Source organism: Planctomycetota bacterium (assembly GCA_026387035.1).
GTDB lineage: Bacteria > Planctomycetota > Phycisphaerae > FEN-1346 > FEN-1346 > JAPLMM01.
Genome location: JAPLMM010000195.1, coordinates 1 through 14,580, shown reverse-complemented (window position 1 = coordinate 14,580; position 14,580 = coordinate 1). Strand labels below are relative to the sequence as shown.

Annotated in this window: 13 protein-coding genes; all 13 read right to left on the bottom strand. The window is 65.9% G+C overall.

Going from position 1 to position 14,580, the window contains the following annotated elements:
* Nucleotides 1–192 (bottom strand): hypothetical protein (locus NTX40_06945; protein MCX5648817.1); only part of this gene is annotated, 192 nt, incomplete at its 3' end.
* 767 nt (nucleotides 193–959) lie between these two features.
* Nucleotides 960–1,139 (bottom strand): hypothetical protein, encoded by a 180-nt coding sequence (locus NTX40_06940; GenBank protein MCX5648816.1) that lies wholly within the window; start codon nucleotides 1,137–1,139, stop codon nucleotides 960–962.
* A 49-nt stretch (nucleotides 1,140–1,188) separates the two neighbouring features.
* Nucleotides 1,189–2,595 (bottom strand): hypothetical protein, encoded by a 1,407-nt coding sequence (locus NTX40_06935; protein MCX5648815.1) that lies wholly within the window; start codon nucleotides 2,593–2,595, stop codon nucleotides 1,189–1,191.
* A 236-nt stretch (nucleotides 2,596–2,831) separates the two neighbouring features.
* Entirely contained in the window at nucleotides 2,832–3,743 is a 912-nt protein-coding gene (locus NTX40_06930; protein MCX5648814.1) for a type II secretion system F family protein, read from the bottom strand.
* A gap of 133 nt (nucleotides 3,744–3,876) precedes the next feature.
* Nucleotides 3,877–4,776 (bottom strand): type II secretion system F family protein, encoded by a 900-nt coding sequence (locus NTX40_06925; protein ID MCX5648813.1) that lies wholly within the window; start codon nucleotides 4,774–4,776, stop codon nucleotides 3,877–3,879.
* 6 nt (nucleotides 4,777–4,782) lie between these two features.
* The gene (locus NTX40_06920; GenBank protein ID MCX5648812.1) at nucleotides 4,783–6,675 is read right to left on the bottom strand and encodes an ATPase, T2SS/T4P/T4SS family; all 1,893 of its coding nucleotides are present in this window, start codon (nucleotides 6,673–6,675) and stop codon (nucleotides 4,783–4,785) included.
* A gap of 13 nt (nucleotides 6,676–6,688) precedes the next feature.
* Nucleotides 6,689–7,468, bottom strand: a complete 780-nt coding sequence (locus NTX40_06915) for an RcpC/CpaB family pilus assembly protein (GenBank protein ID MCX5648811.1) — start codon at nucleotides 7,466–7,468, stop codon at nucleotides 6,689–6,691.
* A gap of 234 nt (nucleotides 7,469–7,702) precedes the next feature.
* Complete coding sequence (locus tag NTX40_06910) at nucleotides 7,703–8,434, bottom strand: hypothetical protein (GenBank protein ID MCX5648810.1); 732 nt, start codon at nucleotides 8,432–8,434, stop codon at nucleotides 7,703–7,705.
* 7 nt (nucleotides 8,435–8,441) lie between these two features.
* Nucleotides 8,442–9,125, bottom strand: coding sequence for a pilus assembly protein (locus NTX40_06905; protein ID MCX5648809.1), 684 nt, complete (start codon nucleotides 9,123–9,125; stop codon nucleotides 8,442–8,444).
* Nucleotides 9,122–10,612, bottom strand: a complete 1,491-nt coding sequence (locus tag NTX40_06900) for a hypothetical protein (GenBank protein MCX5648808.1) — start codon at nucleotides 10,610–10,612, stop codon at nucleotides 9,122–9,124. The genes NTX40_06905 and NTX40_06900 overlap by 4 nt, the downstream gene beginning before the upstream one ends.
* Nucleotides 10,612–10,803 carry a hypothetical protein gene (locus NTX40_06895; GenBank protein ID MCX5648807.1) on the bottom strand — a complete coding sequence of 64 codons (192 nt, stop codon included), beginning with the start codon at nucleotides 10,801–10,803 and terminating at the stop codon, nucleotides 10,612–10,614. Before NTX40_06895 ends, NTX40_06900 begins: the two co-directional genes overlap by 1 nt.
* A gap of 182 nt (nucleotides 10,804–10,985) precedes the next feature.
* Nucleotides 10,986–13,631: a protein kinase gene (locus NTX40_06890; protein MCX5648806.1), complete on the bottom strand. Its 2,646-nt coding sequence runs from the start codon at nucleotides 13,629–13,631 to the stop codon at nucleotides 10,986–10,988.
* 53 nt (nucleotides 13,632–13,684) lie between these two features.
* The coding region (locus NTX40_06885) for a pilus assembly protein (protein ID MCX5648805.1) at nucleotides 13,685–14,580 on the bottom strand (896 nt) is incomplete at its 5' end.

The following is a 14,580-nucleotide window of genomic DNA, read 5'->3' as shown; positions in this document are numbered from 1 at the left end:
GTGCGTTTTCAGTTCCGCGATGGCGGAAAGTTGGCGCTCCACCTCGGCGCGGTACTGCTCCTCGTAGTTTCGGTAATAGAAGTAGCCGGCAGTGACGATGCCCGCCGCCAGGATGACGAAAATCAGGCCGAGAACATACGGGGTCTGCCTTGCTTTCGAACCGTCCTCAGCCGAGTCCGGTGATCGCGGCATCGTCCCACCCTTTGTGCAAGTCCGCGGGTCGGCTTTCGCCGGAATCTCTCGCTCGCCCGACGAATCGCCAACTCCCGACACTCCGAGCCGCCGGTCCATCACTCCCCCCATTCCCGCGCGATAACAGGATTTTGCATCGTCAACCACAACCGATTATCAGAGCCTTACTTGTAGCGCGGGGGTTTACCCCCCGCGCAAAACGCCCTACATCCCAAGGCCGCGGGGGATAAACCCCCGCGCTACAGAGCCCGATGCAAAATCCTGGATAAGGCGCCGGCCGAACGAAACAGCCATTCCGCATTGCACATCGGTGGGTGCGAATCAAGCCGACTTGGTTGCACGGAGGGCCCGGCGACTTCGAGAGGAAGAGACGTATTCCTCACCCCGCCCCATATCCCGGTTCCCAGCACAACCACGTCTGCGGCGGTGACATAGGGTTATCGGCAAACGGCCCCGAAAACTTGACCCCCCTTCGTACGCGCGAAGGGCCATGGGCGTGCCAGGATTTTCTGGCACCTGCCGAAGGCGCAACAGATAACTCGTGTGGCACGGCCGGTCTTGCCCGGCCGTGCGCATGCGGCCAGGGGGAAGCACTGGCGGGCAAGCCGCCAGTGCCACCCAACTCTTCCCTTGTGCATCCCCTGCGAGGCCGCCGCGGACCGTGCCAGAAAATCCTGGCACACCCAGGGCCCTGGCGAGGCCGGAAACGGGCCGCCCGAGGCCTCAAGGTAGCGGCGGCCGGGGCAAACCGGACGGGAGGCGCTTGGTCAGGGGGCGAAGACGCCCTGACGGATGAAGCGGACGATGATGGGCGAGAAGATGATGAGGACGACGCTCATCAGGATGAGCATGGAGGGGATGAGGATTTTGACGGCGGCCTCGCCGGCAGGCCGTGCCGACAGGGCCAGGGCCGCCAAGGCGGCAGAAACACACGCTATCCGTTGCATCGCCTTCTCCTTGCTTCGGTCTCTTCCTGCCGTCTGTCTCCCGGATGCCTCAGTCGCCGAAGGCGAAGGCATAGAGTTTCGCCCCGGTCAACTCGAACCGGAGTCGGGCGCGGCCGCCCCGAAGCGCGGCCAGGTCGGCGCCGCCCTCGAAGGCAACGGCCGCGTCCGTCACGTCGGCGGTGATCGGCAGACCCGTCGCCAGGCGCCGGCCGTCGGCGTCGAGCACGGCGACACGGAGCGAGCCGCCCTTCGCGTCGGCGGTGACTCGCAGCGTTGGGCCGGAGAAAACAAGAGGCTGGGTGACGATTGCTGCCGGCCGGCTCTTGTCCTGCGGCTCATAGCCGGCAAAGCCGTCGGGACGCAGCGTCGCCAGACAGAGGAAGCCGTCGCGCCAACCGTTGTGGGTGCCGTTCGACGCGCCGTAGTAGAGGCGGATCTCGTCCTCGAGGAACACCGGACAGGCCGCGGCGTAGGCGCAGCCCCAGTCGTAGTCGCCCGGCTTCTCGGACAGGGGGACGAGAGGCGCGCCCGGATCGATCCGGTGCCAGGTCACGGTGTCGGGGCTCCAGGCCAGTTCGCAGTGCACGCGGTTCGGTTGCGGGCGGAAGACCATCGCGAGCCCGAGGTAGACGTCGGCATAGCGGAAGACGGGCATGGCGTAGACCTGGTTATCCCCGTCGCCGCGCAGGACCTCCACGGCCTTCGTCCACTGGACGAAGTCGGCACTTTCGGTCCGACCGACGATCCGCTGGCCGTCCCACAGGCGCGTGATGCCGACGTACTTGTTCAGATCGGGACACCAGAAGGCGTTGTTGTGGGTGTCGCCGGCGGCGGCGATCTGCGGGCAGGGGACGGCTTCGCTCCAATGCATGCCGTCCGGGGAGAAGCGGACGTTCATGCCCTGGTAGAACATCTTGTAGCGTCGCTGCGGGACGGTCTCTCGGCGGTCCTTGAAGACCCCCGCGCCGTGGGGGCCGCGGACGAGGAGGTTGTTCGCCTTGCTGCCCTCGAACGCGACGAGACCCAACTCGGGCTTCACCCACGTCAACCCGTCCTTCGACGTGGCGTAGCAGACGCCCATCTCGCGTCCGCGGGGACGATACGGGACCTTGGCCCGCTGCTCTCGCGGGGTGTCGCTCGCCGCCTTGTCCACGATGAACGGGCTGTACCAGCACTTGTAGAGATTTTCATCCTCGTCGTAGAAAATGTTGGCATAGAGGTTGTCGAAGCGCGGCTCCCAGGGCTTGTCCTCTTTGAAGAGCGGGTTGGCGGGGTGCTTCGTCACCGTGCCGACGGCGAGACGGGCATTGTCCGCCGTGCCGACCAGGCGGCTGTCGAGAAGCAGGTACCTGGCCCGGGCCGGTGTCGCCTCCTTCTCGGAAGCGACTGCAAGCGCCGCGAGCGCCCATATTCCTATTCCGAAGCCCAAGGTCAGCCCTCTTCTTCGCGTTCGCATGGCGTTTCCTTTCACGGAACCGTTCACGGCCTTACGGCCATTCAGGCTCCCGATGAGCCTGATGACGGGTAGAGCATATCCGCCCCCGCCCCCCGCAAAATACAAGACAAAAACCAAACGAAACCGCATCTGCACCTGCCATCGAGTGAAAACGGGGACGGGAGTCGTTTTCCAAAAAACGGCCCTGGCGCGCCGGAAACGCGGTTTAAAGGGAAACGACTCCCGTCCCCGTTTTCTCAGGGGGCGAAGACGCCCTGGCGGATGAAGCGGACGATGATGGGCGAGAAGATGATGAGGACGACGCTCATCAGGATGAGCATGGAGGGGATGAGGATTTTGACGGCGGCCTCGCCGGCTTTTCGCTCGGCCCGCATGCTGCGGCGCATCCGCAGGAGGCTGGCCTGGAGTTTGAGGACCTCGGCCAGCGGTGTGCCGAGCGCCTCCGCCTGGAGCACCGCCGAGATGATCCCGTCCAGGCCGTCCACCGTGATGCGCTGGCCGAGGTGCGTGAGGGCGTCCTGCCGGCTGCGGCCGAAATCAATCTCGCGGACCAGTTGCGACAATTCCTGATTGAGCGGGTCGAGCGGGTCGTCGCGGACGACGGTGGAGGCGGCCTCGTAGAAGGTGGCGCCGGCGTCCATGGCCATGGCCACCAGGTCGAGCGTGTAAGGCAGGCGGCGCGAGATCGCGCGGAGCCGCCTGAGCGCCCGCTCCCGCAGCCAAAGGTACCCCAGCAGGAACCCGCCGAGGAACCCGACGGCGAGGAAGGCGAAGAACGCCAGCATCCCCATGCCGCCGACGACGAGGACGCCGGTAATGAGGAATCCGACCGCGCCGACCGCGCCCCAGATGAAGCAGAGGACGAGGTACTCCTCGGGGCTGTATTGATTCGGGTTTCCGAGCGCGAGGAGCAACTTCAGGACGTGGCGCTTCAGGCCGGGCAGATTCAGGCGCTCGACCAGATAGTAGAGGGGTCCGAGGACGGGTCGGAGCCATTCGATCTCGAAGAGCGTGTCGCGCTGGATGTTGTCGACGTTGACGCGGAAGGCGGCCTCGTAATCGGCCTCGCCCGCCGGACGAAACAGCGTCACGACGACGAGAAACACCGCCGCGAACACCAGCACGCTGATGAGGCCGAGCAGAATCATGCGCGTCTCATCCTTTTCCTAAGAACGCCCAGTAAACTGGGCGGCGAACCAGGCAATCCTCGCGCCACCCACCTACGTCCCGGAGCCTGCCCGCCGAAGCCTCGGCGAAGGCGGGTCCCTTCGTCCCTCGTTGCTATATCTCAAAGGTCACGATCGTGCGGATCCAGAAGAACCCCGCGAGGTTCAACACCCCCGCGATCACGAGGAGGAGCAGGCCCCACTGGTCGTAAAGGAGCGTCTCGACCCATGTGGGCTCAATCAGATAGTAGATGCCGGCGACGACGAGGGGCATGAACCCCATCATGCGGGCCGACAGCCGGTTCTGGGCCGTCAGGCTTTTGACCTTTTCCTCGAGGCGCATGATCTCGCGGAGGGATTCGCTGAGGCGGTCGAGGGTTTCCGGCAGATTGCCTCCGCGCATCCGCGCCGTTTCCATGGCGGCAAAGAGGAGTTGGTAATGGTGGAGGTGGATGCGAACGGAGGCCCGCCGGAGCACCTCGTCAACGCTGGCCCCGTGCTCGAACTCGCGGAGCATCAGGCCGAACTCCTGGCTGATGGGGGGCTGGGCGTTCTGCTCGATGAGGCGCATTGACTGGACGAGGTTCAGGCCGGCGCGCATTCCGTTGGCCAGCGTCACCAGGCCGTCCACCAGTTGCTCGTTCAGTTTATCGCGTCGGCGGCGCTGGAGGACGAAGATGACCCCCCGCGGAATCCAGAAACCCAGCACGAGGCCGCCCGTGAAGGCGAGCGCGAGTGCCAGGCCCCCCGCGTCCCAGTGGGAGGCGACGAGCGTGAAAAACGCCCCCGCCAGCACCGCCCCGCCGACCGACGCGTACGTCAGTTGCCGAGCCGTCACTTCAAACAGAAACAGTTCGACGAGCGCCTGGTGGAACTCGGCTTCCTGGCGTTCGACGATCCGCGCGATCCACGGGCGCAGCGAGAGCACCGCGCCGAACGCCGACGCCGCCGTCAAAATGGTGATGGCCGCAAGCGAGCCGAGCGACGACGCCTGCGCCAGAAAAAGGGTATCCATCGCAACTCACATAAAGGCGTCCACGGTAAGCAGGCCCTTGCGAAGGAGGTCCTGCGCGAACATGGGAATGTATCCGGTATGCATCAATTCGCCTCGCGCCCGCCCCTTGTGGCCCCGGGCGGGGCGGACGAAGATGTCCTCGACGACGATCGTTCCCTCGTCGCGGTCGAGGCCGGCCACCTCGCTGATGGCGGTGACCTCGCGCCGGCCGTCGGCGAAGCGCGTCAGGTGGCAGATGACGTCCAAGGCGGTGACGATCTGCTCGCGGATGGCCCGGATGGGCATGTCGACGCCCTCCAGGACGAGCCCCTCGAGCCGCTTCATCGCGTCCTCCGGGCCGTTGGCGTGGATGGTCGTCAGGGAGCCGTCGTGGCCGGTGTTCATCGCCTGGAGCATGTCGAGGGCCTCGGCGCCGCGGACCTCGCCGACGATGATGCGGTCGGGGCGCTGGCGGAGCGCGTTCTGCACGAGGTCGCGGATGGTGTACCGCCCCTTGCCCTCGACGTTCGCCTGGCGCGTCTCGACGCGGACGACGTGCTCCTGGAACAACTGCAACTCGGCCGAGTCCTCGATCGTGATGATGCGTTCGTGCGGCGGGATGAAGCCCGAGAGGACGTTCAGGAGGGTCGTTTTGCCCGACGCCGTCCCCCCCGACACCAGCAAGTTTTTTCGGCCCAGGACGCACGCCCGCAGGAAGTTGCCGGCGAACGGCGTGATCGTCCCGAAGGAGACGAGGTCGTCGATGGTGTACGGCACCTCGGCGAACTTGCGGATCGTCAGGACGGGGCCGACGAGGGAGAGGGGCTCGATGGTGGCGTTGACGCGGCTGCCGTCGGGCAGGCGGGCGTCGACGATCGGCGACGAGCGGTCGATGCGGCGTCCGATCGGCGTCACGATCCGCTCGATCACCGTCTGCACCACCTCGGCGGAGAAGAACGATCGCCCCGTGTTCCGGATGACGCCGTTCTCCTCGATGTAAATCTTGCTCGGTCCGACGACCATGATTTCCGTGACGTTCGGCATGTCGAGGAGGTCCTGGATCGGTCCCAGCCCCAGGACGATGTCCAGGATGTCCTTCATCAGGTACCGCCTGACGACGTAGACCCAGAGCGACTCGGTCACCTGGGGGGCCTCGCGGTCGAACGCCTCGTGGAACTCCTCCTCGACCGTCTCGATGTCCTCCTTGAGGCGCTCCGGGTTGAACGTGAGCCCCAAGTCGCCGTTCAGCATGTCCCGCAGGCGCAGCAGCGAGGCCTCGTACTGGGGGTCGAGGACGGCGTCGCCGGCCTGGAGGATGGGCGGGCGCATCTTCGAGCCGGCCCGGCGAAGGAGTTCCGTCAGGACGTCGCGCTTCAACTGCTGCTCCACGAGGAACCAGCCGCTCTCGTCGTCCACCTGGCTCGTGAACTCGTCGAGGATGCTGCCGAGGTGTGCCTTGATGTGGCCGACGTAGCGGGGGTCGTCCTGGGCCTCGACCTCGATGGCCCGCAGGTTCAGCCGCCGCAAGAGTTCGCTATGGACCTTGTTCTCGATCTCCATAGCCTTGGCGAGGGGGGTGTGCCGCCGGCGAATCTTCATCGCCTCGTCCGCCGGCCGGCCGGGCGCCTCTTCCGCCACCAGATACAGCGCCCACTCGCCGATGTGAATCTCCTGGCCGGGCGCGATCCGCACCTGCTCGCCCAGGCCCACCAGGTGCTCCTCCACCAGCGTGCCGTTCAGCCCCACGTTCTCGATGAAGTACTCGCCGTCGCGCTTTAGGAGCCGCGCGTGCTCGCGCGAGACGAAGGGGCTCGGCAGTTCCAGGTCGTTGGCCGCATCCCGCCCGATGCGCAGAATGTCCCCCGTGAAATCCACTTCCTGGCGCACGTCGCTCAATTGGCTGTACGCGATCACGCGCACGGCAGGCCCTCGCCTACGGACTCGGCAACACCGTCCCCCGCGATTCGATGAAGCGCAGCACCTCCGGATTGATCTTCGGTTCGAGTTTCTTGACCTGGTCCGGCCGGTGCGTCACCGTCACGACGAAACTTTTCTCCACCATCACGTCCTGGATCTGAAGGAGTTTTTTCGCCTGCTCCTGCGTCACCAGGATACTGATGTTGTCGTAGCGGGCGCGTTTGTCCGCCGCCGTCGGCCTCGTCGACCCGTCCACCGCCCGGACCTGGACGTTTTCGATGACGTCCATCGTTTCCCGCTGCTCCTTCCGCGGGTCCGGGTCGAGGTCGAAGACGGCGTAGAGCCGGACGTAGCCGCCCGGCTGGAGTTGCCGCCCGGGCGAATTGTCCGACTGGACCGGGATCGTCAGCAGGTCGAACCCCTGTCCGGGGTTGACCGCCAGTGCTATGATTTCTACATCGTACAGGTCGCCGTAGTAGATCGGCTGGCCTTCGCCCATCGCGCGCGGCGCCGTCTTATCCATCAGGTATCCTTCCTCGCCCGGCTTGAGGGCCTTCTCAAACGCCTTCTCGAAGATGCGAGGCACGCGCACGGTCGTCAACTGCTTCACCAGAAGCGACTGGCCCTCCTTGACCGGCTCCTTCAGGACGTAGATGCTCATCGAGCCGGCGGTGTACCGGCTCTCGACGCTGCCGATGTACACGTTGATGAGGATGGCGGCGACGACGCCCGCCGCGATCGCCCCCAGCAGCACCCCCGTGCTCGGGATGAGTTGCATTCGGTTCGACGTGGCCATCGGTCTCGTTTCCTTCCAGGGACCCCTGATTAATTCTACAACGCTATCTCAACGCAGAGATCGCAGAGAGCGCAGAGATAACCTCTTCTTTAACTTGCACGGCCTGCCCCGGGCCGGGCCGGGCGCTATTCCACACCCCCAACTTCACGCCGTCTCCTTATTCCTTTTGACCTCTTGACAGCTGTTCTCCGCGTTCTCGGCGCTCTCTGCGTTGAAGAACACAGCGTAGTAGTATTAATACCGAAGTTCGCACACCGCCGCCAGCGTTTCTTCGGCCCCTTGGCGCGGCTCGGCATAGAGGATCCGGTGCCGGCCCTGGCGAATGAACCACACGAGCCAGCCCCGCTCGGTCTGCGCCTTCGGGTCGATCGGCTCGCGCGGCGCCCAGCCCTCCGAGGCGTACAGTTTGTGAAACGCCGCCAGCGTCTCCTCCAGACTCAGCCGGACGCGGACAAGGATCATCCGCGTCCCTTCCGTCTCCGGGTTGTCGAAGACGGCGAGGACCTCGGCCCCCTCGGGCACGACGCCGGGCCCCAGGTCGCTGCGCGGGTATTGGGCCGGCAGACCGAACCGCTCCGCCAGGAACTCCCGCCGGTCCTGGGGCGTCTGATTCTCCGGGTCCTCGTAGTCGCCTTCTTCTTCGGCGGCGGCCATCAGGATCCCCGCCATCACCTGCGCCAGGTCGCGCTTCGCCGACGCCCATTCCTTCTCGGGAACTTGCGGCGGGCCGATCCGCGGGAGGGGCTTAAAGAGCGATTCCTCGGTCTCGCCCGCCGGCAAGCCGCCTTCGCCCCCCGTCCGCGTCCATCCGCCCGGCCGGCTCAGCACATGCGCCACGAGGACCGTCGCCGCCACGATGACCGCGACCGCCAGCACGCGCCAGACGAGCGTCGCCCACCGGCGGTCCTTACCGGTTTCGGGGACCTCGGGCGTTTTCGGCTGCTCGTTGGGCGTCTCGGCCGTCATGCCGGCGTCATCCTTTTCCTTCGGCCACGTCTTCCAGGACGTCGCCGCCGTGCCACCATCGCTTGATGATCTCGTCGCGTGTGGGGCGGAAGTGATCGGCCACGTCGCCGCCCAGGTTTTCCGCGAAGGAGTCGAAGATCACCTTGCAAGGTCCGCTCCGCGCGACTCGCCAGGCGTCCAGATGGTGCCAGTGCCAGGGGCTCGAATCCCGCCAATGAACTGCCTCCGCCGTCCGGTTGATGAAGTTCCAGAGGCTGCCCTGGGTCTCGAAGGACCGGCTGGCGTGGGTATCGTGCCGGCCGGGCAGGTTGCCCCAGATGCGGTCCCAGTAATCGCGCGCCTTCGGGTCGGACGTGCGGGCGATCGTCTCGGGTTCGATGTCCGGCCGGAGGCGGTCCAACTCCTCGCCCGAGCCGCGCGGCCGGTTGCCGAAGTCTTCCCCCGTGCCGACGCCGGCGGCCGGCGCCCATCCCTCCAGTTTCATCGGCGACCAACTGCCGTGCTGCGCCGCGTGCCACAACTGGTGACGCGCCTCGATGAGCGTTTCCTGTTTCGTCAGCAGCGCCAGCGACATGTAGATCGCCAGGCCGGTGACGAAGATGACGATGGGCAGCGTCAGGATGAACTCCATCAGCGCGTTGCCCCGCCGGGCGGGCCGTGCCCGCCTCGCGATTCTCGTGGGCCGGTTCAATGCGTGACCTCCTTGACGAACGCTTCGTCGTAGCCTTGGAGCATCCGGCGGACCGGTTCGAGGCGCTCCGCCGTCAGTTCCCCCGCCACGTCCGAGCCCCCCCCCGGCAGGCCCCGGTCCAGTTCCGCCAGAAGGTCCTTCCAGCGGTCCGTCCGGACCAGTTTTACTTTCCAGTGCTGCGTAAACAGGTCCCAACTCCAGCGGTTGTAGACGCGGGCCTGGGCATAGGCGACCACGTCCTCGACCGGGTTGGGGTTGATGAAGCGGTTGGACCACTCGCGCACCGCCCCCGGACGGTACGCGAAACCGTTGAACGTGAACCGCTGCCGAATGTGTTCCGTCAGGTTGTCGCCGACCGAGTGGTCCAGCAGGATGGGGGCGAAGTCGGGCGTCTGTCCCGCAGGCGGCAAATAATCCCGGTGGAGCCGGTCGTCCGTCTCCAGTTCCGCCCCGTTGAACCGATACAGCGACACATGGTAATAAACCTTCATCTCCGCGTCGGTGTAAGGCCAGGGCGACCCGTCCGGGTACATCGGCGGGTGCGGGGCGAAAATCCCCAACTGCGGATAGTGGGCTGTCTTGCGCTCCTGGGCCCGGTACCAGACGGCGTGGCGCGGGTCCGCCCCGTCGTACGAATGCGTCGAACGCGTGTACGACGAGAGGTCCGGCCGGCGCATGTCCCGATACGACCGCGTCCTCGGCAACGGCTCCTTCTCGTGGCGCAACTCGATGTTGGAGAAGAAGGACGACTCCGGGAACGGATACCGCGCGTCGAACGAGACGGTCTCCCACCACGCCCGCTGAATCCGTCCGGGCGGTAGGTCCTTCGCCTTGTCGTAGTCCATCTCCCAATTGCGCAGCGTCACCTCGTCGATCGCGCCGTACGAGTCCTGCGTCTCGCCGAACAGCATTCCGAACTTCCTGTCCGACACGATCCGAAAGAGGACCGAGAACTTCGACAGGTCAAAGAGGCCCATCGGCTTGGCGTTGGTGAACGGTTCCCGCCACCACGACCACGGACCCATCACCTGCCCGCGGTACCCGTAGTAGCCCATCACCCACGCGAACCCCCCGATGATCTCTCCACGCCCACGCCAGCGACCCCCCCCGGACGAAGGCATCCGGCCCGAACGCATCGGGTTCCGCCAATCCTCGAACCGGCCGTCTCGCACCGGCAGTTCCGGCCAGAGCGGCACCGTGAACCCGAACTCCGCCCCGTTCCGCTTCGCCACGTCCATCGACTCGCGGATCGAGGCGAGCGGCGTCACGCGCGCCATCGCGTGCGAAAAACCGTCCATCAACTTCGCGCATTGCCACAGGACCCCGCTATCGTACCTCAGGTACTCCGGCATCGGAATCCCGCGCACCACGTCGTCGAACTGCCGGACGATCCGCTGCTCGCTCTGTGCGTTCCCCACCACCAGCCAGATCAGGCGTCTGTCGATCGGCACGTCGCCGTGGTGCGGCGTCGAGCCCAGGTTCGCCATCAGGTCGTCGATGCATTCCGTGCTCGCGCCGCCCCGGTCGCCGTCACCGCGTCGGCGGCGCTCTGCATCATCACCTTGTGATTGAGTTTCTCGCCCGTGTTCATGACGAGAAACAGCAGGCCCGCCAAGAGGAAGAGGAACAGGACCATCAGATAGATGGCCTGGCCGCGCTCGTCCCGCTGGAACCGCACCCAGGCGCCCCCCCTGCTCCTTTTTTGCCGTTCGTTCCGCATTCGGCGTGCACCACCAACTTCGCCGGACCGCGCCCCGCAAGCGGGGCGGCTAAACGCAACGACGCCGCGCCGTCGCCGTTTGTCGTTTCGCCGTTCAATCCGCAATCCGAAATCCGAAATCCGCAATGCACCCGTCGGTTTCATCCCTTGCCCTCCGACGCCTTCTCCTTCTCCTGGATCAGCCGGTTCGCCTCCTGCTGAAGCGCCTGGACCTCGATCTTCTTCTTCTCGTCGTTCGCATACTTCCGCGCCAGTTCCAGGTACCCGCTGACGTTCCCCGGCTCGTTCTGGCTCAGGTAATACCTCGCCTGCGCCAGATACATGCCGTAATACCCCTCGTTAATGAGGTCCCGCACCTCCTGGGTGTCGCGCTTCTTCAGGGCATCCTGGAACACCTTGATGGCGTCCACGATCTTGCCCTGCGCCATCAGTTCCTTGCCGAGGTCCAACCATTGGTAGTGCGCCTGATCGTCCGTCAGCCGCGCCAGCAGGTCGTTGACTTCCGGGGTGTCCTTCAGCGCCTTGGCCTGAATCAGGGGCGTCCGGGCCTCCTCCCACGCCCGCCGGGCGAGCGCCTCGCGCCCTCGTTCCATGGCGGCCTCGTATCGGGCCTCCGCGATCTGGCCCTGGATTCGCTTCGTCTGGGCGTCGCTCGGGTCGAGCAGTTTCAGGGCGTCCTCGTAACTGCGGACCGCCGGTTCCCACTGTTTCTGGGCCATCGCCTGGTCGCCCGCGCTGATGGCACTTGCGAGTTGCTCGGCCACGGCGGACCGCCGCTTCTCCTTCAGCGCTTCCGGATGCTGCGGATTGTATTGGAGCACTTCGGACCATTTTTTCTGCGCCTCGACGGACGCGCCCGCCGCCTTCAGCGCCCGCGCCTGCCCGGCCAAGTCCTCGGCCTTCGCGTTGTCCATCTTCTTTTTGACCGCCTCCGACGGTTGGATCGCCCGCGCCTTCGCGTACGCGTCCACCGCCTCCTGCCACTTCCGGTCCGCCGCAAACCGGTCGCCCAGCACCTCCAACCGGATGAAATCCTTGCGCTTCGTCACCGTCTGAATAAGTTCCACGACTTCCGGCGTCTCGCGGATATTCCGCGCCGCCTGGAAGAGCCGCACCGCCTCGTCCAGCAGGCCTTTCTCCAGGGCCGTCTTGCCCGCGAGCATCTTCTCTTGATACTCGCGGTTCACCTGCTTGTACTGGAGGTCGGTGATCCATTCCGCCAGGTTGACGCCGGCGTACTTGTCCGCGTCGGGGTAACTGGCCCGCAGTTGGTCCAGCAGGGCGATGGCCTCCTCGTACTTCTGGGCCTGTTCGGCGCGCTTCGCTTCCGCCACGCGCTGTTCGACGTTCCGCGACGCCGCCAGACGTTCCTGGAACCCGTGGCTCCAGTTGGAGGTGGCCCCGTTCTTCGCCGCCTCGTCCCACGCACGGTCCGCCTCGTCCCATTCCTTTTTCTGGAGCGCGTTTTCCGCCCGGGCCATCAGCGACTTCAGGTGCGCGTACACCGCATACGATTTCAGGTCCTCGTACTCGCGCTTGATCTTGTCGAATTCGGCGGCGGCCCGGTCGAATTGGCCCTGGTCGTACAGGACGTCGGCATCGCGGATCGCCGTCCGCGCCCGCTCCCGGATCCCCTCCCACCGATAGTAATTCCATACCAGCAGTCCCACGGCCAGGAGGACCAGCGGACCGCCGATGACGGCGCCATAGACGGCCGCCTTCTTCCACGTCAGTTTCGGCTGCGGAATCGGGGCCGTCTTTTCGACCACGGCCGGCACCTCGGCCCCTCCGCGGCCCGCCGGACCCTTCCCGGGCGCCCGCACGGCCGGCACCGTCGGCGCCGACGCCTCCGCCTCGATCTCCTTCTCCAACGTCTCGGAGTCCGTCAGCGAGACGCTCTTGCCCTGCACGTGCATCACGAAAATCCGCCGAAGCCAACGGATGATCTGCTCCGCCGACGCAAAACGCTTCGACGGGTCCTTCTCCATCATCCGGTCGACGATCTTCGAGATGAGCGGCGGCACGCCGGGCTGCACTTCCTTCAGCGACGGCGCCCGCAAGTTCGCGTTCGCGTGCCAGTGCATCCAACGCACCTGCTGCGCCCGCTCGTCGCGCAGCACGTCCTTGAACACCTCCGCGAACTTCTCCGGCCCCGTGAACATCTCGTACGCAATCAGCCCCAGACTGTACAGGTCCGCCCGCGGGTCCACCGGCGCCCCGGTGAACATCTCGGGGGCCATGTATTTGGTCGTCCCCATCGGCAGGCTCGTCCGGCCTCCCGAGTGGCCGATCAGCCCGAAGTCCGTGATCTTCAGCGCCCCGTCCCGCGCCATCATGATGTTCATCGGCGTCAGGTCGCGGTGCACGATCCCCTGGGCGTGCATCGCGCGCAATCCCAGCGCCGTCGACAGGAGCACCCCGAGGCCGGTCTGGAGCGGCACGGGCCCGCGGTCCATGATCGTCCGAAGCGTCGTCCCCTCCACGTACTCCATCACCAGGTACAACTGGTGGCCGTCCGCTTCGATCAACTCGTGCACGTTGACGATGTTCGCCTGCGACCCCGACAGGCGAGCCAGCGTCTGGGCCTCGGACCGGAATCTTTCGACGAACCGTTCGTCCTGCGCCAGGTGCGGCGCGATCTGCTTGATCGCCACGTGCCGGTCCAGCGACGGGTCATACGCCTTGTAAATGACCGCCATCCCGCCCACCGCCACCTGCTCGCGGACCTCGTACTTTCCGAGTTTTGCCCCGGGCTTCAGGCTGCCCGAGAACACCGCGTCGGCCATCGCTCCCTCGTTTCTTCCCCAACCCGCGGACGGGGCGCCCGCCCGTCCGCGCGCTAATCCTTCGGGTGGACCTCCGGCCCGCCCTCGTTCGACAACGTGCTGATCACCTTGATCTCGGTCGCGTAGGAGTTCCCCCGCCGGCCCGGCAAATCAAACTTGTCGCCCATCACCCGGTTCGCCACCGGAACCTCCAAGAGGAACGGGTACACGATCCGAAGGTGCAGGTCCTCCCAGTATCCGTAATCCATCCGCTCCGAGTGGAAGGGGCAGTACGGCACATACGTCCAGCCCCACTGCGTCCACGCGTCCTGGCGCTGATGCCGATACGGACAATCCGGGTCCGGATTCCCGTCGCGCCAGTGCTCCGGCTTCGCCAGCGTCAGTTTCGTGTACTTATTCGCATAATTGTATTGACGCCGAATCCGCTTGAACCACCACGGGTCGTCCGACCCGAAGAAGCCGAACAGCGTCCGCGTCTCGCCCTCGACCGCCTGCCCGCCGCCCGCGCCCGGCACCGCCTCTCCCCCCGTCTCCGCCTCCTCCAGCGGCCCGCTGACCGGCACCAGCGCCAGCACCGCCGCCCGGCGGATCAACTCCAGTTTTTCCGACGGCGGATTCCCCGCCCAGTCCGGGTTATACACCAGGTTCCTCAGTTCCTCCCCGATCTCCAACGGCACGACGACGACCGCCACACGCGAGGCCGCAAATCCCGAATAATGCACCACCATGTTCCCGTTAAAGAGGATCGCCGCCTGCGCAATCACCAGGAAGATCATCAGGGCGAACGGCAAAAGGAGGGTCATCTCGATCGCGGCCGTCCCGCCCTGGTCTGTCGCGATTCCCTTCCGCCCGACCGCCCACCCGCCGTTCGAGCCGCCCGCTTTGCGGGCGGTGACGTTCCCCGCCCTGGCACGTGCCACGCCGCGCACCCGCACCAGCACCATCGCCG